Consider the following 20734-nt stretch of genomic DNA (forward strand, 5'->3'; position numbering starts at 1 on the left):
GAGCTGCACATGAGTACCGACATCGTAGAAGTGAACTGTCCAACTTGTAGTAAACAGGTTGTTTGGGGTGAACAGAGTCCCTATCGTCCTTTCTGTAGCAAACGCTGCCAGTTGATCGATCTGGGAGAATGGGCGGATGAAGAAAAACGTATCCCTAGCAAAGGCGATATCAACGAACTCGACGAGTGGAGCGAGGACGATATTAAGTAAGGTGCTAAAGGGCAAGTAAAAGGGCCGTAAGGCCCTTATTGTTATGTAACTTTTTAAATTTCATTATTTTTCAGAGCACGAACCATTGGCACATTGGCTTCTGGGAAATCTTCATCTTTCAGTTCGAACTGACTCACCCAACGCATAGGTTGTCCCTCTTTACCGTAAGGCTCTCCTGCCCAGTTCTCCACCAAGAAAAAGTGTAGGTTAACAACACGATCTGGATAGTGGTGCGATAAGGTATGGAGAAATTGCGGCTCACTGACTTCAATACCCGTCTCTTCAAACAATTCTCTAATCAGAGCTTCGGCCGGCGTTTCTCCCGCTTCAATTTTGCCGCCTGGGAATTCCCAAAAACCGGCCATATGTGAAGAACCACCGCGCTGAGTGATAAAGATTTCATTTTTATCGTTACGAATAACGCCAACGGAGATATTCAGCTGTTTGACTGACACGTTACTTCCCCTTAAAGAATATGCGTAAAAAAGGGCGGTGATTAGCCGCCCTGCTTGCCTTACGTTTGCTTACTTCTGCAAACGTCCGTGGCACTGTTTGTATTTTTTGCCTGAACCACAAGGACATGGATCGTTACGGCCAACTTTGCGCTCACCAGAAGCCGCTGAACTTTCGCTTTCATCTTCGAGCAGCGACACTTCCTGATGGCTCAAAAATTGACGCTGCGCCAAACGTTCAGCTTCTTCACGACGTTGCTCTTCCATCGCTTCCACTTCTTCTGGCATACGTACCTGAACTTTGCTCAACACGCTGACTACTTCGTACTTCAGCGACTCAAGCATTGAGGCGAACATAGCGAAAGATTCGCGCTTATATTCCTGCTTTGGATCTTTCTGCGCGTAGCCACGTAAATGGATACCTTGACGCAGATAGTCCATCGCCGCCAGATGCTCTTTCCACAAAGAATCCAGCGTTTGCAACATCACGCCTTTTTCAAAGTTACGCATCATCTCAACGCCAACCACTTCTTCTTTGGCAGCATAAGACTCTTTAGCCAGTTGCAGAATACGTTCACGCAACGTCTCTTCATGCAATTCAGGCTCTTTTTCCAGCCATTCTGAAATTGGCATCTCGAGCTCAAAGTCGTTTTTCAGACGCTGTTCCAGACCTTCGATATCCCACATTTCTTCCAGAGATTGTGGAGGAATGCAGCTATCGATTGTCGCCTTAAACACATCCTCACGAATGCTAGTAATAGTTTCGCTTACATCAGATACGTCGAGCAGTTCATTACGTTGGCTGTAGATAGCACGACGTTGATCGTTGGCAACATCATCATATTCCAGCAACTGCTTACGAATATCGAAGTTACGGCTTTCAACTTTACGCTGTGCGTTACCGATGGCCTTAGTAACCCAAGGATGCTCAATTGCTTCGCCTGGCTTCATCCCCAGTTTACGCATCATGCCCGCAACGCGGTCAGAAGCGAAGATACGCATCAATTGGTCTTCCATTGACAGGTAGAAGCGTGAAGAACCCGCATCACCCTGACGACCCGCACGGCCGCGCAACTGATTATCGATACGGCGAGATTCGTGGCGCTCAGTACCAATGATATGCAAACCACCTGATGCCAATACGGCTTCATGGCGAATCTTCCATGCTTCTTTGATACTGGCGATTTGTTCTTCAGTCACTGCTTCGCCCAGGTTTTCAATCTCAACCTGCCAGCTGCCACCCAATACAATGTCAGTACCACGGCCAGCCATGTTAGTCGCGATGGTTACACGGCTTGGTTGGCCTGCCTGTGCAACGATATCTGCTTCTTTAGCATGGAATTTGGCGTTCAAGACGCTGTGTGCAATCCCAGCTTTGGTCAGCTCAGCAGAGACAACTTCAGATTTTTCAATCGACGCAGTACCAACCAGAATCGGCTGCCCTTTGCTCGAACGCTCTTTGATGTCTTCAATAATCGCACCAATTTTTTCCATTTCAGTCATGTAGACCAAATCAGGCAGGTCTTTACGCTGCATTGGGCGGTTAGTTGGCACAACAATAGTATCCAGCTTATAGATTGAGCTGAATTCAAAGGCTTCGGTGTCCGCAGTACCGGTCATACCGGCCAGTTTTTCGTACAGGCGGAAGTAGTTCTGGAAGGTGATGGAAGCCAGCGTTTGGTTCTCGTTCTGAATTTCCACGCCTTCTTTTGCTTCCACAGCCTGGTGCAGACCATCGGACCAGCGGCGACCTTGCATGGTACGGCCGGTGTGTTCATCAACGATGATCACTTCGCCATCTTTCACAATGTAGTCAACATCACGGGTAAACAGCACGTGCGCACGCAGCGCCGCTGTCACGTGGTGCATCAGCATAATATTGGACGGGGAATACAGTGATTCGCCCTCATCCATAATGCCCGCTTCCATCATCAGTTCTTCAATCAGGATCAGGCCGCGTTCAGTCAGGTGAACCTGACGCGCTTTTTCATCAACAGAAAAGTGGCCTTCACCCTGGAAGGTGTCTGAATCTTCTTTTTCCTGACGAATCAGTTGCGGGATCAGTTTATTGACTCGGATATACATATCAGAGCTATCTTCAGCCGGGCCGGAGATAATCAAAGGGGTACGAGCTTCATCGATCAAGATGGAGTCAACCTCATCCACCAGCGCGTAGTGCAGTTTACGCTGGACGCGCTCTTCCGGGCTGAAAGCCATGTTGTCACGCAGGTAGTCGAAACCGTATTCGTTGTTGGTACCATAGGTAATATCAGCAGCATAAGCTTCACGCTTAGCCGGTGCCGGCATACCTGGCAGGTTGATACCGATGCTCAGACCTAGGAATTCAAACAGTGGGCGGTTGTTTTCCGCATCACGCTGGGCCAGATAGTCATTGACGGTAACAACGTGAACACCTTTACCGCTCAGCGCATTCAGATACGCTGGCAGAGTTGCGGTCAGCGTTTTACCTTCACCGGTACGCATCTCAGCGATACAACGCTCGTTGAGCACCATGCCGCCTAGCAATTGTACGTCAAAGTGACGCATACCAAACACGCGCTTACTTGACTCACGTACGACAGCAAAGGCTTCAGGAATCAGGCTTTCCAACGCTTCGCCTTTTTCCAGACGCGCGCGGAATTCATTGGTTTTCGCTTTTAACTGATCGTCAGTCAGTTTTTGAACTTCAGGTTCCAGACGGTTGACTTGATCAACCACTTTACGCATACGACGCAATGTACGGTCGTTACGGCTACCAAAAACTTTGGTCAAAATTTTAGTTAACATAATTCTAATATCTCTTGGAGGCTGCTGGCGCAGCCACTATTTATTAATCATTTTAGCTGGATCGAATCGGTGACCCAAAAGGAAAATATATTTTAAATCAGAGAGAAAGGCCCGGCACGAATGCCTTTCTTCTGCGCCAGCCATAAGCCCGGCTGATATGTTTGCGAAGACGGGATGACGTAATGCGGCCCAGAAGAGGCAATAGTTACCGGACGAGATTCGTGAGTAAGCAGCGCATTAAGCGTATGGAGTAGCGCTAGCTGCTGTACGTGTAATGGTTCAACTTCAGCAGCAACAGCTAAAGGCGCAACGGTATAATTTACCGGTGGAGCCATAGCAAAAGAGAGGTGGCGAATAACCGTGCGCAGCGCATGCTGCTGCCAATAATCAACGCCATAACCTGGGCGGCGATGCGCCTGAAGCAGAGCAAGGTTACTTAGCCCTGTACTCCCAATGTTAAGACGGTTTAGACTGCACGACGTACTTGATGTGGTCGCTAGCTCAGAAGCTGACAAACTTGTCGAGACGCCAAGGCTCGCCGCGACCATCCCCAATAGGAGATGCGGCCAGAAATACCTTCTGCCAAATTGTCGCCAACGATTTAGAATACCAATCACAAGTTTAGAATCCGCCGGAGCTCGTCAATGCGTAATAGCCGCCCACAATTATTAGATATCCTGTTCGACGACGCCAGTGCAGCAGACAAAAGTCCACTACGAGTTGTTCAGCAACGCGCGGCCGCTCTACTCAAGCTCAATCGCGCTGTGAAAAGTCTTTTACCTGCGCCTATGCAAAGCTGTTGCCGCGTAGCAAATTATCGTCAGGGTGTATTAGTGCTAGAGGTGGCTAATGCTAGCTGGATGATGCGGTTACGTTATGAACAACCGGCATTGCTCTCTGCACTTCGAGGGCAAATATTACCATCATTGTCTTCAATCGACATCAGGATTAATCCCTCGCTGATGGCGAAAATGGAAAACATTTCGCAAAACACCTCAAAAAGTAACCAATCAGCCAGTGAAAAAACGCCGGTTAGACAGTTAAGTGAGCAAAGTGCGGAAGAATTACGAGGTCTTGCGAGCAGAAGTCCGGAAAAACTAAGAAAGGCATTAGAACGACTGGCTAACTTGGCCGGAGAGAGTACCAAACCAGCCAGTCGTAATAAGTAATATCAGTACCGATTAAGCCAATACTGTGGAAGGCGCTTTGAATGCCACAGGCATTTCAGCTTCATCCTGGAAGGTGACATATTCCCAGGCTTCCTGCTTAGCTAATACAGCTTGCAATAACTTGTTGTTCAGTGCATGACCAGATTTGAACGCGGTGAACGCGCCAATGATATTGTGGCCACAAATAAACAGGTCACCGATAGCATCCAACATTTTGTGACGAACGAATTCATCTTCAAAACGCAGGCCATCGTCGTTAAGCACGCGGTAATCATCCACAACAATGGCACAATCAAAGCTGCCACCCAGGCACAAACCACGTGACTGCAGATACTCGATATCACGCATAAATCCGAAAGTTCGGGCTCGGCTAATTTGGCGAACAAAGGACTCCGCAGAGAATTCCATTTTGTAACGTTGCGAACTGCCATCAATTGCCGGGTGATTGAAGTCGATAGTAAAGTCGAGATTAAAACCGTTGTAAGGTTTAAATTCAGCCCACTTATCACCGTCTTCAACACGAACCGTTTCTTTGATGCGCAGGAATTTCTTCGCGCAGTTCAATTCTTCAATCCCTGCATCCATCAACAGATAGACGAAAGGTGCGGCACTCCCATCCATAATCGGCACTTCAGGTGCGTCAACTTCGATAATAATGTTATCGATGCCTAAACCTGCCAATGCAGCATTAAGGTGCTCTACCGTCGAAATACGTACGTCATGCTCATTGACCAGGCAGGTACAGAGCATGGTATCACGCACGGATTTGGCATCTGCCGGAAAATCGACCGGTGGATTCAAGTCAGTGCGACGATAGATGACCCCGGTATTAGCCGCAGCAGGTCGCAAAGTCAAGGTGACTTTCTTACCGGTATGTAAACCGACACCTGTCGCCTGAACGATACGTTTTAATGTACGTTGTTTGATCATCGTTTTAATCTCGCAATGTTATCCATCCAACCGACCAAAGAATACACCAAGGTCGGCGGAGCAGTTTAGCACAAAGAGCGAAGAAGCCCAAATTTCAGAATATTCGGGCTATCAGTCCGCCTGCTTACGCAGGAAGGCTGGAATATCCAGATAATCAGGCTCTTTATTCGATTGCGTACTCTGATCGTTCACCACTTTGGCAGCAGGTTTGTTTTCCTGCGGCAATGGCGTCATACCGTGTTGCTGGTAGCGATGGTCCATAACTGGCTGGCTGCTCGCCTGCTTATTAGTGACCAAAGTGATCTCAGGACGCTTATCCATGCCGATGCCGGTTGCGACGACAGTAACACGCAACTCATCGTTCATTTCTGGGTCAAGAGAGGTACCGATAACCACGGTGGCATTATCAGAAGCAAATGCACGAATGGTGTTACCTACAGTCTCGAACTCATCCAAACGCAGGTCGAAGCCCGCGGTGATGTTAACCAGCACGCCACGTGCGCCAGACAGGTCGATATCTTCCAGCAGTGGGCTGGAGATCGCCATTTCAGCCGCTTCTTCTGCACGGTCTTCGCCAGAAGCAACGCCTGAGCCCATCATGGCATAACCCATTTCAGACATCACAGTGCGCACGTCAGCAAAGTCGACGTTCATCAGACCAGGACGTGTGATCAGCTCGGCGATACCTTGTACTGCGCCTTTCAGAACGTCATTAGCTGCACCGAATGCATCAAGCAGAGAAATACCACGGCCCAGAACTTTAAGTAATTTATCGTTCGGGATGGTGATCAGTGAGTCAACATGCTTGGACAGTTCAGCGATACCCTGTTCAGCGAATGCCATACGCTTCTTGCCTTCAAAGTTGAAAGGCTTAGTAACGACAGCAACGGTCAGGATACCTAAATCTTTTGCAACTTCTGCAACAACAGGAGCAGCACCCGTACCGGTACCGCCGCCCATGCCTGCGGCGATAAAGACCATATCTGCGCCTTCAAGCGCTGCGCGCAGGGCTTCACGGTCTTCTTCTGCAGAATTGCGACCAACTTCAGGGTTAGCGCCAGCACCCAAACCTTTGGTAATACCGCTACCAATTTGGATAGTCTGGCCTACAGCCGTTTTACGCAACGCCTGAGCATCGGTGTTAACGGCAAAGAATTCAACACCTTCGATGCGCTCACGCACCATGTGTTCTACGGCGTTACCGCCGCCGCCGCCGACGCCGATGACTTTAATCACCGCGTCATTGGTAAGTTCCATAGGTTCAAACATAGTTTCTCTCCGTTTTGTGCCTGTCGCTTCGGGATCATTAATAAGTAACAGCATGATCCCGTTGTTAAAACATTAAAACTCTTTTCTCAGCCAGCTGTTGATTTTTTTGAACCAAGTGCTCACTGAGGCGCGTTTTTCCACTTCTGACTCACCGCTAAGGTGAGATTCTTTACCATAGTGCAGTAGCCCTACAGCAGTAGAGTAGTAAGGTTCCTGCGCATAATCTGTCAGCCCGGTGATGTTCAAAGGTTGACCGATGCGCACCTGGGTATGAAATACCCGTTGCGCACAAGCTGCCAGACCATCAATTTGCGCTGCGCCGCCCGTTAATACGATGCCAGCGGCCAGATGATGTTTTACGCCCTGCTGGCGTAACTGCTCCTGCAATTGCAAAATTTCATCATTCACTAAATTCAGCAACTCGGTATAACGTGGTTCTATTACTTCCGCTAACGTCTGGCGTTGCAGGCTGCGAGGAGGACGTCCCCCAACGCTTGGCACTTCAACATTTTCATCTTTGCCGACGATGGAACCTAATGCACAACCGTGACGCACTTTAATCGCTTCTGCGTCCGTTGGAGGTGTTCCAAAGGCGTAAGCAATATCGCTCGTCACTACGTTACCCGCATAAGGAATAACTTTAGTATGACGCAATGCACCGCCGGTATAAACGGCTATATCCATTGTGCCACCACCAACGTCAACGACACAGACGCCCAGCTCGCGCTCATCTTCGGTAAGTACGGCATAACTGGAAGCCAAACCAGCAAAAATTAACTGATCGACTTTCAATCCACAGCGCTCTACCGCTTTAACAATGTTCTTAGCCATATCATTATGGCAAGTAATCAGATGAACCTTGGCCTGCATACGCACGCCAGATAAACCCACCGGATTTTTGATACCTTCCTGATAATCAATGGCATATTCCTGCGGAATAACATGCAATACGCGGTGTTCGTCACGAACACGTACCGATTTAGCGGTATGTACGACATTCTCCACATCTTCCTGCGTCACTTCCTCTTCAGAAATAGGAACCATCCCTATCTCATTCTGGCAACTAATATGCTTGCCAGACAAGGCCAGATAAACGGAAGAGATTTGGCAATCAGCCATCAATTCGGCCTGATCTATAGCACGCTGTACGCATTTAACTACAGATTCCAGGTCATTGACGCCGCCTTTATCCATGCCGCGTGAAGGGCAACTGCCCACACCGATAATATTGACCATGCCATCAGGCAGAACTTCCCCTACCAGTGCAGCAACTTTCGCTGTACCGATCTCCAGCCCAACTACCAGTTTTCTGTCCGTTGACTTGATCATTGTTGTTTAGCCTGTGCCTGATTCTGATTACTGTTTTGCTGATCGATAAACTCTGGAACCCAACCTACTGCAGCGCCGGAGTCATAACGTAAGTCGACATAACTGACGCGCTTTTTATCGGCTTCACCCTGTTGCTGGAATCTTGGATAAAGCTCGATAAAGCGTTGCAAACGTGCCGTACGATCGTCGCGCCCAAGATCAAGGCGGGTATCGTCATCCAAGGTTACCTGCCAAGAGTGTCGTGCCGTCATCGAGACAGATTTCACCGTGAACTTACCTGCAGCCAGCACCTGACTAATTTCTTGATAACCTTGTAAAACATCTTGCTCGCTACCTTCTGGACCATAAAGCAGCGGCATTTTCTGTTTGGCAACTCTTTCCAGCGGCAGGCTGAATGATTCACCTTCAGCATCAACCATATGCACATCATTCCAATGTGCGACTGGAACATACTCCACCAAATGAATCTTCAACTCATTTGGCCATTGTTTGCGAACGCTGACCTGTTTAATCCACGGCAGACGTTCAATCTGCTGCTGGATAACATTGACATCCTGAGTCATGAACGTGCCCGGTTCACCTAATGACAGTATCGCCTGACGGATATCATCATTGGTGGTGTAGTGACGATCGCCGGTCACCACCAACTGCGATAGCGGTAAACGCTTGGCATCATCCATCCAACTCAGCACCGCTATGGTGCTCCAGATGATAGTTGCCACTACCAGCAGAAGGAAAACAATCCCCGCCAGTTGCACACCGTTACTGCGACGTCCATTGCTAGACGTTGCCTCGGATTCACGCTCACGAGCATTCAGGGCCGCTTGAGACATATCAGTCGGCTAGCTCCAAAATACGCGCCACCAGCTGAGAGAAGCTCAGTCCGGCATGTTTAGCGGCCATCGGCACTAAACTGTGGCTGGTCATGCCCGGGGAGGTATTAACCTCCAGTAAATTGAATCCACCGTCGCTGTCTTGCATCACATCAACGCGTCCCCAGCCGCTGCAATCGAGCGCCTGATAGGCCTGTAACGCAATTTCTGACAATTGTTTTTCTTGCTCAGCGCTTAACCCACTTGGGCAGAAATATTGGGTCTCATCAGAGATATATTTCGCCTGATAGTCATAAAAAACACCGGCTGGCTGAATACGAATAGAGGGCATAACATTGTCACCAATAATTGCCACCGTATATTCTGGGCCACTCAACCATTTTTCGATCAACACATTGTCGTCGTGACGGAAGCCTTCTTCTAATGCCGGGAGCAACTCCTCAGCACTCGATACTTTGCTCATACCGACGCTCGAACCTTCACGGCTCGGCTTAACAATCAACGGTAAACCCAGTTTAGCGATGTTCTCCGCGATTGGGCCTTGCTCAATCAGGGCAAGTTGCTTACGGTTCAACGCCACGAAAGGTGCTACCGGTAAGCCCAGCGCCTGCCAAACCAGCTTGGTACGGAATTTATCCATAGTCAGCGCAGAGGCCATCACACCACTGCCTGTATACGGCAGACCAATCTGCTCTAACGTGCCTTGCAGCGTGCCGTCTTCGCCACCGCGTCCGTGCAAGGCGATAAAGACTTTCTCAAAACCCTGCTGTTTTAACTGCGTAACATCAAAAGTTTTAGTATCAATGGCGTGCGCATCAATACCCGCCTCTTTCAGTCCAGCCAACACAGCAGCGCCAGAATTCAGGGAAACGTCACGCTCAGCAGAGGTTCCGCCAAATAATACGGCGACTTTCTCAGACATGATGTTCCTCCCCTTTTTTCAACGGCTGTAATTTTTGATCCGCTAACTTGCGCGCGACTTTACCGACATTACCTGCCCCCTGAACCAAGACCAGGTCATCGGCATTCAACACCTGCGCCAGGCTCTCAGGCACGGTATCAATATCAGAAACCAGAATCGGGTCTAGCTTGCCTCGTGCGCGTATGGTGCGGCATAGCGAACGGCTATCTGCTCCTGGGATTGCAGCTTCACCGGCAGGATAAACATCGAGCATGATCAGCAAATCCACCTGCGACAACACATTAGCGAAATCATCATAGAGATCGCGGGTACGCGTATAACGGTGCGGCTGGAAAATCATCACCAGACGCTTATCTTGCCAACCAGCACGTGCCGCCTTAATAGTGGCGTCAACTTCAGTCGGGTGGTGGCCATAATCGTCAACCAGCATCGCTTTACCCGCTTTACCGTTAACCTGCTCCAGCGGGAATTCACCGAGGAAGTCAAAGCGGCGGCCAGTGCCCTGGAAGCCTGCCAATGCACTCAAAATCGCGTCGTCGTCAATGCCTTCATCCGTCGCCACAGCAATCGCAGCGGCAGCATTCAGCGCGTTATGACGACCCGGTGCATTCAGCACCACTTCAATCGGCATTTTGTCCTGACGGCGCACGGTAAAACGACCTTGAGAGCCGGTCTGGCTATATTCTTCAATAAATACGTCAGCATCTTCGCTGAAACCGTAAGTGGTGATATGACGCCCAACGCGTGGCAGCAGCTCACGGATCACCGGGTCATCAATGCACATCACGGCACGGCCGTAGAACGGCAAATTGTGCAAGAAATTAATAAACGTCTGCTTAAGTACCTCAAAGTCACCTTGATAGGTGTCCATGTGGTCAGCTTCAATATTCGTCACAATCGCAACCATCGGCTGCAAATGCAGGAACGATGCGTCGCTTTCATCAGCTTCAGCAATCAGGAAACGGCTTGAACCCAAACGAGCATGAGTGCCCGCGGCCTTCACCAATCCACCGTTAACAAAAGTCGGATCTAATCCGGCCTCAGCATAAATACTGGTTACCATTGCCGTAGTAGTGGTCTTACCGTGCGTACCGGCAACGGCGATGCCGTGACGGAAACGCATCAACTCAGCCAACATCTCGGCACGGCGTATCACCGGGATACGCGCTTCACGAGCGGCAACAATCTCAGGGTTGTCAGCAGAGATAGCGGTTGAGACCACAACAACGCTGGCATCCAATACGTTTTCTGGGCGGTGATTAAAATAGATTTGAGCGCCCAACGCAGACAATTGCTGCGTCACAGGGTTCGGAGCCAGGTCCGAACCGCTAATTTGATACCCTTCATTTGCCAACACTTCGGCGATACCACCCATGCCGGCACCACCGATGCCAACAAAGTGTATGTGCCGGACGCGATGCATCTCGGGCACGAAGGTACGCAGTTTCGCCAATTGTTGTGTATTCACGTTTTTCTTCACTATTCTCTGGTTACGAATTATTACTCACGCTCGGTGCCTTCTGGCACCAGCCTTTGCTTCATGTACTCTTTACTGCTTTTTCTTTATTGCGGCGGCAACCACTTCTGCTGCCACGCGCTCTGTCGCATCTGGAATAGCAGCGGCACGCGCATTACCCGCCATTTTCAGCAGCGTCTGGCGGTCCCAGCTCGCTAATAGCGTGGAGATAGCCTCAGCGGTAACATCCTGCTGTTCAATAATTTTCGCGGCACCGGCCTTCTCAAGCGGCAACGCATTCCAATACTGTTGGCGATCTTTATGCTGGAAAGGCACAAAGATAGCAGGTAATCCAGCGGCAGCAATTTCGCTGACGGTTAATGCGCCGGAGCGGCAAACTACCACATCTGCCCACGCGTAGGCCTGCGCCATATCATCAATAAACTCGGTGACGCGATGTTGGGTTTGACCAACGCTCTGATACGCCTGATTGACCGACTCCAACGCGCCTTTACCTACCTGGTGCCAAAGGGTGGCTTTATCGCCCAGCAACGCGGCAACCTGCGGCATTGTCTGGTTAAGCACCCGAGCGCCCTGACTGCCACCCACAACCAGAACGCGAGTCGGCCCTTCACGTCCATTCAAACGCTCTTCGGGTAACGGCAGTGCTAACACATCGGTACGCACCGGGTTGCCCACAACATCGGCGTGAGGAAAAGCACCGGGAAACGCCTGTAACACTTTTTTGGCAATTCGCGATAACCAGCGGTTGGTTAATCCGGCAATGCCGTTTTGCTCATGCAATACTACCGGGATACCACAAGACCAGGCAGCTAAACCGCCCGGACCGGAAACGTACCCGCCCATGCCTAAAACCACATCAGGCTGAAAACGGCGCATGATGGTTTTCGCTTGGCGCCACGCATGATATATGCGAATTGGGGCGGTGAGTTGCGCTTTCAGACCTTTCCCACGTAATCCAGAGATATTAATAAAATCAATCTCAATACCATTCTTTGGTACTAGGTCCGCTTCCATGCGATCGGCAGTACCCAACCAGCGGACTTCCCAGCCTTGCGCTATCAAATGATGGGCGACAGCGAGACCGGGAAATACATGCCCGCCAGTTCCGCCAGCCATCACCATTAAACGCTTGGTCTTGCCACTCATCAGGCGCTCCTTACAAACGCCTGAGCTTTAGCCAGACGCGTTTCAAAATCAATACGTAACAGTAATACCAGCGCCGTTGACATAATTAACAAGCTGGAACCACCATAACTAATAAGAGGTAATGTCAGACCTTTGGTCGGCAACATGCCGGCTGCCGCACCTACGTTAACTAATGCCTGGAAACTGAACCACACTCCGATAGAGCAGGCCAAAAACCCGGAAAAACGCTGGTCAAGTTCTAACGCACGGCGTCCGATGGACATCGCGCGAAAAGCGACGAAGAATACCATTAACAATGATAAAACCACACCGAAATAGCCTAACTCCTCGCCTAAAATAGAGAAGATAAAGTCGGTATGTGCCTCGGGTAAATATTCAAGTTTTTGTACTGAGTTTCCAAGCCCTTGTCCCCAAAACTCACCGCGACCAAAGGCCATCAATGATTGGGTCAACTGGTAGCCACTGCCAAAAGGATCGGCCCATGGATTCCAGAACGATGTTACGCGGCGCATACGATAAGGTTCAGCAACGATAAGCAGACAAACTGCGAAAATACCTGAGCCGATAATCGCCAGGAACTGCCACAATTTAGCCCCCGCTAAGAACAACATCGCCAGCGTTGTGACAAACAGTACAACTACGGTTCCAAGGTCAGGCTGTGCCAGCAGTAATACCGCCAGTACGACCATCACGCCCATTGGCTTACAAAAACCCCAGAAGTTACTGCGCACTTCATCGACTTTACGCACCAAATAGCTGGCCAGATAACAAAACAGCGACAACTTGGAGAACTCGGCTGGCTGAATGCGCAACGGTCCAAAAGCAATCCAGCGCGATGCCCCGTTGATTGAGCTGCCCACCACCAATACCACCAGCAGCATCACCACCGAGATCAACAACAGCACGTTGCTATAACGCTGCCAGAATGCCATTGGCACTCGTAATGTGACCATCGATAATCCAAAGGCCAATCCCAGGTAGATAGCGTCACGCTTTGCGAACATAAAAGGATCGTCAGCCATACGCTGACCGATAGGCATTGAGGCTGATGTCACCATCACAAAACCGATAATCGCCAATCCCATCGTCAGCCAAAGTAATGTCCGGTCATACAGCACCATTGTGGCGCTGTCATTGTCGCGGGAACCCATCACCCAATCATTACTTTTGCCAATCAATCGCCCGATAAGGCCTAACCCTGGAATGCGCATCAGCCAAGCTCCTTAGCCAGAGCGGTGAATATATCGCCACGCTGTTCAAAATTACGGAACTGGTCAAGGCTGGCGCAGGCTGGTGACAACAACACCATATCGCCCGGTGCTGTGCGTGTCGCAATAGCACGCATAGCTTGTTCTAACGTCTCATAGAGCGAAGATGCATCAGCACGTAATTCTGCCAACTCAGCGCCGTCGCGACCAAAGCAGTAAACATGGACATTATCGCCCTGTAGATAGCGCGTCAGCGGGCTGAAATCAGCTGATTTGCCATCGCCGCCAAGCAACAAATGCAATTGGCCTTCCACTTGCAGGCCGTTCAGTGCAGCTTCAGTGCTGCCAACATTAGTTGCTTTAGAATCATTAATCCAACGCACGCCATTGTTAGCCCACGCCAGTTGGAAGCGATGTGCTAAGCCACCAAAAGTCGTTAATGCTTTCAGACAAGAAGCACGCGGTATTCCTACCGCTTCAGCTAACGCCAATGCCGCCAACGCATTGGTGTAGTTATGTTGGCCGCTTAACTGCATCTCTTTGGTATTCAATACTTTTTCGCCACGCACCCGCAGCCAGATTTCATTTTGTTGACGGCTAAGATGATAGTCACCCACATCAACACCAAAACTGACACAGCGGCTATCAGCGCCGCGAATTGGCATAGTTAAGCCATCATCTGCGTTAACCACACAGGTTTTAGCATTTTCGTAAATTTTCAGCTTGGCGGCGCGGTATTGCTGTAAACCAAATGGATAGCGATCCATATGATCTTCGGTAATATTTAAGATCGTTGCCGCCGCCGCATGCAGGCTATAGGTGGTTTCCAATTGGAAACTGGAGAGCTCCAATACAAACAGTTGGTACTCTTGTCCCAGCATGCTCAACACCGGAAGACCAATGTTGCCGCCAACGCCGACTTGCCAACCTGCTGTTTTAGCCATTTCGCCTAGCAGCATGGTCGCGGTGCTTTTACCGTTTGAACCGGTAATGGCCACGATAGGAACCTGCACTTCGCGGCAAAACAGCTCAATGTCACCAACAATTTCTATGCCCGCATCAGCCGCTGCGCTCAACGCTGGCGTCGCCAGCGCGACACCAGGACTGGCAACAATCAAGTCGGCATCAAGTAGCCAGGCTTCATTCATTGAACCAAGATGACGCTCGATGTTATCCGCCAGCTTATCCAAGCCAGGAGGACTCACACGGGTATCTATTACGCGCGGCGTAACGCCACGCGCAACAAAGAAATCAACACAGGAGAGACCGGTTAGCCCCAACCCGATAATGACCACCTTTTTACCCAAATAGTCAGCCATCGTTAGCGCACCTTCAGCGTCGCCAGGCCAATCAGCACCAGCATCAGCGAAATAATCCAGAAGCGCACGATAACGCGCGGCTCCGGCCAGCCTTTAAGTTCGTAGTGATGATGAATCGGCGCCATACGGAAAATACGCTGACCACGTAACTTAAAGGACCCAACCTGTAAAATTACCGACAGGGTTTCAACGACGAACACACCGCCCATAATCAGCAACAAGAACTCTTGACGCAGCAGCACAGCGATAGTACCCAACGCGCCGCCCAGAGCCAATGAACCCACGTCACCCATAAAGACTTGCGCTGGATAAGTGTTAAACCACAAGAATCCAAGGCCTGCGCCGACAATAGCGGTACAGACAATCACCAATTCCCCTGCATGACGCAGGTAAGGAATATGCAGATAGTTAGCAAAGTTCATGTTACCAGTCGCCCACGCCACCAGACCGAAACCTGCGGCGACGAAAACCGTTGGCATAATTGCCAGGCCGTCTAAACCATCGGTCAAGTTAACGGCGTTGCTGGTTCCCACAATGACAAAGTAGCTGAGCAGGATATACAGCAGGCCCAGTTGCGGCATGATGTCTTTAAAGAACGGCACCACCAGTTCGGTTGCCGGCGTATCTTTACCGACAGCGTACATAGTGAAGGCCACCGCCAGCGCGATCACCGACTGCCAGAAGTATTTCCAACGCGCAATCAGGCCCTTGGTGTCTTTACGTACGACTTTGCGGTAGTCATCAACAAAGCCAACGATGCCATAACCCACCAGCACGAACAGCACGCACCACACGTAAGGATTCGAAGGATAAGCCCACATCAACACCGAAATCGTGATGGAGGTGAGGATCATCAACCCGCCCATGGTTGGCGTACCACGTTTGCTAAAGTGCGATTCAGGGCCATCGCTACGAACAACCTGCCCGAAAGACATTTTCTGCAGGCGGGCAATAACACGTGGGCCCATCCACAGGGAGAGGAACAGAGCGGTCAGCAGGCTGACAATGGCGCGAAACGTCAGGTAAGAAAAGACGTTAAAGCCGGAATAGTATTTGACCAAATGTTCGGCCAGCCAAACTAACATGTTGTATTCTCCTGTAATGCCCGTACTACCTGCTCCATCGCGGCACTACGTGAACCTTTAATTAATACGGTAATGACTGGGTGTTCAGACAGTAAACTCGTTAAACGAGCTGTCAGAGCCGCCTTATCCTGAAGATGTTCACCGCAGCCGCTGGCATCGCTTAATGCCCGGCTGAAGTGACCAATGCTTAATACTTTATCAATGCCAGCAAGGCGAATCGCATCGCCTACCTGGCGGTGACAAGCTTCGCTCTCATCGCCAAGCTCTGCCATATCGCCCACCGCCATCACACGATAACCAGGCATTTCCGCTAGCACTTGCGCACCCGCAGTCATTGAGCCAACGTTGGCGTTATAGCTGTCATCAAGAATAATTTTGTTTTTACTCAACGCTATCGGGAACAACCGTCCCTTCACCGCTTGCAGCGTTGCTAATCCATCACGTACCGCCTCAAGCGACGCGCCGACGGAAAGCGCCAGTGCCGTTGCGGCCAAGGCATTGGCAATATTATGGCGGCCAGGCAACGGCAAATTAATCGCGATATCACCTTGTGGAGAATGCAGCGTAAAACGCGTGTTAAGCGGGCTGACTTCAACCCCGGAGGCATAAAAATCGATGCCATCAGCGGCTTCTGGCGAGAAACGCCAGACCTTTTTATTCACCAGTATTGATTGCCAGTGTGGCCAATCGTTACTGTCGGCATTCAAAATCGCGACGCCGTCAGCAGGCAGGCCTTGGAAAATTTCACCTTTGGCCTTGGCGACACCGGCCAGCGAGCCAAAACCTTCCAGGTGCGCGGCAGACAGATTGTTAACTAACGCCGTTTGTGGCCGTGCTAAATCCGTGGTGTAAGCAATCTCACCCAGGTGATTAGCCCCCAGCTCAATCACAGCAAAATCGTGTTCTGGCGTCAGGCGCAGTAAAGTCAGCGGCGCGCCAATGTCATTATTGAAGTTACCGGCGGTATAGAGCACATTGCCGCATTGACGCAAAATAGCGGCGGTCATCTCTTTTACGGAAGTTTTGCCCGAGGAACCGGTCAGCGCAACCACGCGAGCGGGTACCTGTTGACGCACCCAGGCGCCAAGCTGACCTAACGCAATACGCGTATCCGCAACAATTAACTGTGGCGCATCAACATTAACGGGTTTACTCACTACCAGCGCGGCCGCACCGGCTTTTACTGCGTCAGCAGTAAAATCATGCGCATCAAAGTTTTCGCCTTTCAGAGCGATAAATAGACAACCGGCGGTGATCTGGCGAGTATCAGTCGTGACGCTATCGATGTGAGCATCGTTACCGACTAATTGCGCATTGAGTACATCGCGTAACGTTTGCAGAGAGACAGAGATCATGCGATCACCCCCAGCAAACGTGCAGCAGTGACGCGATCCGAATAATCGAGACGTTGATTGCCAACAATTTGATAATCTTCATGGCCTTTACCGGCAATCAGTACCACATCATCAGGTTTAGCCTGCATGATAGCGCTGGTTACGGCTTCAGCACGGCCATGAATCGCCTGCGCACGGCCTGCATCAAGCAGACCGGCAAGAATATCAGCAACAATAGCGCGAGGTTCTTCGCTACGCGGGTTATCGTCAGTCACGACCAGACGGTCAGCGTATTGTTCCGCGACACTGCCCATAAGTGGGCGCTTACCTTTGTCGCGATCGCCGCCACAGCCAAAGACACACCAAAGCTGCCCTTTACAGTGTAAGCGTGCCGCCGCTAAGGCTTTTTCTAATGCGTCTGGCGTGTGCGCATAGTCAACCACTACCGTAGGCTTGCCCGGAGCACTGAATACTTCCATGCGCCCACAAACCGGTTGCAGTTGGCTGGCGGTTGCCAGTAATTCTTGCAAGGAATAGCCTAATGACAGCAACGTAGCCAGTGCTACCAACAAGTTGCTAACGTTGAACGCCCCCATTAATGGGCTTTCAAGCAGGCCTTCGCCCCAGCTTGAATCGATATTGATGCTTGCTCCGCGGTCGTGATAATTCACGCTACGAGCCAGCAACCACTGCCCTGCCCTGCCGGCCGGAATATTATCTTCCATGCTCACTGCAACAGCATCAGGCAGTTTTGCTAACCAGCGCAGGCCAGTAGCATCATCAACATTAATAATTTTCTGACCGCTGCTATGGGTGGAAAACAGCTGCCATTTGGCCTGCTCATAGTTTTCCATATCGCCGTGATAGTCCAAATGGTCGCGGCTGAGGTTGGTGAATGCAGCTGCAGCAAAGGGTAAAGCGGCAACGCGGTGCTGAACCAAGCCGTGGGAAGAGACTTCCATCGCGGCAAAGGTTGCGCCTTGTTTTAGCAGATCGCGTAAAACCTGCTGCACCTGAACGGCAGAACCGGTGGTGTTCTCCGCTGGCACAACATGATTAAGCAGTCCGTTACCAACTGTGCCCATTACTGCACTGGTTTCGCCTAACAATTGGCTCCACTGCGCCAATAATTGCGTAGTTGTTGTTTTACCGTTGGTCCCCGTCACACCAACCAAACGCAGCGCTGCACCTGGCTGCGCATAAAAGCGTCCTGCCAGTTGCGACAGCTGAACGCTAACATTATCGAGGTAAATCACCGGTACACCGTGCATCGTTGTCACAGTGCCCGAGACAGATTTTCCTTCAGCCTCAGCGATTACCGCAGCAACACCTTGAGCAATTGCCTGTGGGATAAAGTCGCGCCCGTCGCTGTTGTGCCCTAAAATCGCGACGAACAGATCTCCGGCAGCCGCAATACGGCTGTCTAAAACCATCTCTTTTAGCTCAACCTGTGGGGCATCACTCACCCAAGGTGCTAGAAGGTCGCGTAAATTACGATCTGTCACCAGAAGCCTCTTTGTTGTTATTGGCCGTTACGTCATTTTCAGGGGATGGCAATGCATCCGGTTCAATGTTCATTGTTCTCAACACGCCGCCCATAATGGCGCCGAATACCGGTGCAGAAATCGCACCCCCATAGTATTTCCCGCCTTGAGGGTCGTTTATAACCACCACCAAGGCAAAGCGTGGATTACTCGCAGGCGCTACGCCGGCGGTATAAGCAATGTAGCGATTGACATATTTGCCATCTGGGCCGACTTTCTTCGCGGTACCGGTTTTAATCGCAATCCGGTATCCCTTGATTGCCGCTTTAACGCCGCCGCCGCCCGGCAGTGCCACGCTTTCCATCATGCGCACTACGCTGCGAACAAGAGGTTCAGAGAAGACGCGCTCACCAGAAACAGGTGGGTCAACCTTAGTAATGGAAAGTGGGCGGTAAATGCCCAAACTGCCGATCGTTGCATAGACTCGCGCTAACTGAAGTGGTGTCACCATTAGCCCGTAGCCGAAAGAGAAGGTGGCCCTCTCTATGTCAGACCACCGTTGTTTTTTGGGATATAAGCCACTGCTTTCTCCGACCAGCCCCAAATTGGTCGCTTTCCCCAACCCGAATCGCGAGTAAGTTTCTACTAACTCCGAGGAGGGCATCGCTAACGCCATTTTTGATACACCGACGTTACTCGACTTCTGTAAGACACCCGTGACTGAAAGCTCAGGGTATCTCGCCACATCTTTGATTTCGTGGCCATTAATATAGTAAGGCAACGTATTAAGTACGCTGTTTTCCTTCACTACGCCTTGTCTAAGCGCCGTCATCACCACCATAGGTTTAACCGTTGAACCCGGCTCAAAAATATCGGTAATGGCGCGGTTACGCATCGCTTCTTGTGGCGTATTAGCTAAGTTATTTGGGTTATACGATGGGCTGTTGGCCATCGCCAGTACTTCGCCAGTGTTAACATCCACTAGCACTGCAGTACCAGATTCGGCTTTGTTAAATGCCACAGCATTGTTTAGCTCGCGGTAAACCAGCGCCTGTAAACGCTCATCAATGCTTAATGCCAAATTGTGTGCAGCCTGGCTGTCCACTGAGGAGATATCCTCGATAACACGGCCCCAGCGGTCTTTACGGACGGTGCGTTCACCAGGCTGGCCGGTTAGCCAACGGTCAAAACTTTTTTCAACGCCTTCAATACCTTGCCCATCAATGTTAGTGACACCAATCACATGTGAGGTCACTTGCCCTGCCGGATAATAACGACGCGACTCTTGGCGCAGGAAAATCCCAGGCAGTTTTAATTTATGGACGTATTCACCAATCGCGGGGTCAATCTGGCGAGCCAGATAAACAAAACGCCCGCGAGGATTAGCATTGATACGGCTAGAAAGTTGGTCCAAAGGCATTTTCAAGGCGTCGGCCAAGGCTTTCCACTTTGGATCCAGCGTGATACCACCGCGATCGTTAACTTCTTTAGGATCAGCCCAAATCGCATTGACCGGCACACTTACCGCCAACGGCCGCCCGGCGCGATCGGTAATCATCCCGCGGGAAGTTGGTACGGTTTGTACGCGCAAAGAGCGCATGTCGCCCTCTTTGACCAGCCGGTCTGGATTGATTACCTGTAAGTAAGCCATTCGCAGCATCAATCCAAGCAGAGCAAGCAGAATACAGCCGCATAGCAACGCAAAACGCCAGCTTACAAAGCTGGCTTGATTTTCCTGGCGCTTATATTTCGCGGCACGTTTGGCTTTCATCTGGCG

The 20734-nt window shown here is 50.6% G+C and carries 18 protein-coding genes; 2 read left to right on the plus strand and 16 right to left on the minus strand.

The window, feature by feature from the left end; all coding sequences use genetic code 11:
* The first annotated feature begins 9 nt into the window (after positions 1–9).
* Positions 10–210 carry a DNA gyrase inhibitor YacG gene (gene yacG / locus ACL9RG_RS09995; RefSeq protein WP_422792448.1) on the plus strand — a complete coding sequence of 67 codons (201 nt, stop codon included), beginning with the start codon at positions 10–12 and terminating at the stop codon, positions 208–210.
* A 53-nt stretch (positions 211–263) separates the two neighbouring features.
* Here yacG and mutT read toward each other — a convergent pair whose 3' ends face one another.
* From mutT to secM, 3 genes are all read right to left on the minus strand, one after another.
* Positions 264–665: an 8-oxo-dGTP diphosphatase MutT gene (mutT, locus tag ACL9RG_RS10000; protein ID WP_422792449.1), complete on the minus strand. Its 402-nt coding sequence runs from the start codon at positions 663–665 to the stop codon at positions 264–266.
* A gap of 69 nt (positions 666–734) precedes the next feature.
* Complete coding sequence (secA, locus tag ACL9RG_RS10005) at positions 735–3449, minus strand: preprotein translocase subunit SecA (RefSeq protein WP_422792450.1); 2715 nt, start codon at positions 3447–3449, stop codon at positions 735–737.
* 92 nt (positions 3450–3541) lie between these two features.
* Positions 3542–4066, minus strand: a complete 525-nt coding sequence (secM, locus tag ACL9RG_RS10010) for a secA translation cis-regulator SecM (protein WP_422792451.1) — start codon at positions 4064–4066, stop codon at positions 3542–3544.
* A 27-nt stretch (positions 4067–4093) separates the two neighbouring features.
* Here secM and ACL9RG_RS10015 point away from each other — a divergent pair, with 27 nt between their 5' ends.
* Positions 4094–4618: a DUF721 domain-containing protein gene (locus ACL9RG_RS10015; RefSeq protein WP_422792452.1), complete on the plus strand. Its 525-nt coding sequence runs from the start codon at positions 4094–4096 to the stop codon at positions 4616–4618.
* A gap of 12 nt (positions 4619–4630) precedes the next feature.
* On the opposite strand, the gene lpxC is transcribed toward ACL9RG_RS10015, so the two are convergent.
* From lpxC to ACL9RG_RS10080, 13 genes are all read right to left on the minus strand, one after another.
* Positions 4631–5548, minus strand: coding sequence for a UDP-3-O-acyl-N-acetylglucosamine deacetylase (gene lpxC / locus ACL9RG_RS10020; RefSeq protein ID WP_422792453.1), 918 nt, complete (start codon positions 5546–5548; stop codon positions 4631–4633).
* A gap of 111 nt (positions 5549–5659) precedes the next feature.
* On the minus strand, positions 5660–6817 hold the full coding sequence (gene ftsZ / locus ACL9RG_RS10025) for a cell division protein FtsZ (RefSeq protein WP_422792454.1): 1158 nt from the start codon (positions 6815–6817) through the stop codon (positions 5660–5662).
* Positions 6818–6889: 72 nt separating this feature from the next.
* The gene (gene ftsA, locus ACL9RG_RS10030; RefSeq protein ID WP_422792455.1) at positions 6890–8146 is read right to left on the minus strand and encodes a cell division protein FtsA; all 1257 of its coding nucleotides are present in this window, start codon (positions 8144–8146) and stop codon (positions 6890–6892) included.
* A complete protein-coding gene (ftsQ, locus tag ACL9RG_RS10035) occupies positions 8143–8979 on the minus strand; it encodes a cell division protein FtsQ (RefSeq protein ID WP_422792456.1) in 837 nt (278 codons plus the stop codon). Before ftsQ ends, ftsA begins: the two co-directional genes overlap by 4 nt.
* A 1-nt stretch (position 8980) precedes the next feature.
* Positions 8981–9901, minus strand: a complete 921-nt coding sequence (locus ACL9RG_RS10040) for a D-alanine--D-alanine ligase (protein WP_422792457.1) — start codon at positions 9899–9901, stop codon at positions 8981–8983.
* Positions 9894–11369, minus strand: a complete 1476-nt coding sequence (murC, locus tag ACL9RG_RS10045) for a UDP-N-acetylmuramate--L-alanine ligase (RefSeq protein ID WP_422792458.1) — start codon at positions 11367–11369, stop codon at positions 9894–9896. The genes ACL9RG_RS10040 and murC overlap by 8 nt, the downstream gene beginning before the upstream one ends.
* An 81-nt stretch (positions 11370–11450) precedes the next feature.
* Positions 11451–12527, minus strand: a complete 1077-nt coding sequence (gene murG / locus ACL9RG_RS10050) for an undecaprenyldiphospho-muramoylpentapeptide beta-N-acetylglucosaminyltransferase (protein WP_422792459.1) — start codon at positions 12525–12527, stop codon at positions 11451–11453.
* Positions 12527–13738 (minus strand): cell division protein FtsW, encoded by a 1212-nt coding sequence (ftsW, locus tag ACL9RG_RS10055; protein WP_422792460.1) that lies wholly within the window; start codon positions 13736–13738, stop codon positions 12527–12529. The genes murG and ftsW overlap by 1 nt, the downstream gene beginning before the upstream one ends.
* Positions 13738–15054 carry a UDP-N-acetylmuramoyl-L-alanine--D-glutamate ligase gene (gene murD, locus ACL9RG_RS10060; protein ID WP_422792461.1) on the minus strand — a complete coding sequence of 439 codons (1317 nt, stop codon included), beginning with the start codon at positions 15052–15054 and terminating at the stop codon, positions 13738–13740. The genes ftsW and murD overlap by 1 nt, the downstream gene beginning before the upstream one ends.
* A gap of 2 nt (positions 15055–15056) precedes the next feature.
* Positions 15057–16139: a phospho-N-acetylmuramoyl-pentapeptide-transferase gene (mraY, locus tag ACL9RG_RS10065; protein ID WP_422792462.1), complete on the minus strand. Its 1083-nt coding sequence runs from the start codon at positions 16137–16139 to the stop codon at positions 15057–15059.
* Positions 16133–17494, minus strand: a complete 1362-nt coding sequence (gene murF / locus ACL9RG_RS10070; RefSeq protein ID WP_422792463.1) for a UDP-N-acetylmuramoyl-tripeptide--D-alanyl-D-alanine ligase — start codon at positions 17492–17494, stop codon at positions 16133–16135. Before murF ends, mraY begins: the two co-directional genes overlap by 7 nt.
* On the minus strand, positions 17491–18978 hold the full coding sequence (gene murE, locus ACL9RG_RS10075; RefSeq protein ID WP_422792464.1) for a UDP-N-acetylmuramoyl-L-alanyl-D-glutamate--2,6-diaminopimelate ligase: 1488 nt from the start codon (positions 18976–18978) through the stop codon (positions 17491–17493). Before murE ends, murF begins: the two co-directional genes overlap by 4 nt.
* On the minus strand, positions 18965–20728 hold the full coding sequence (locus tag ACL9RG_RS10080) for a peptidoglycan glycosyltransferase FtsI (protein WP_422792465.1): 1764 nt from the start codon (positions 20726–20728) through the stop codon (positions 18965–18967). Before ACL9RG_RS10080 ends, murE begins: the two co-directional genes overlap by 14 nt.
* Positions 20729–20734 lie beyond the last annotated feature (6 nt).

The organism is Rouxiella sp. Mn2063 (assembly GCF_049319665.1).
Lineage (GTDB): Bacteria > Pseudomonadota > Gammaproteobacteria > Enterobacterales > Enterobacteriaceae > JBMOUD01.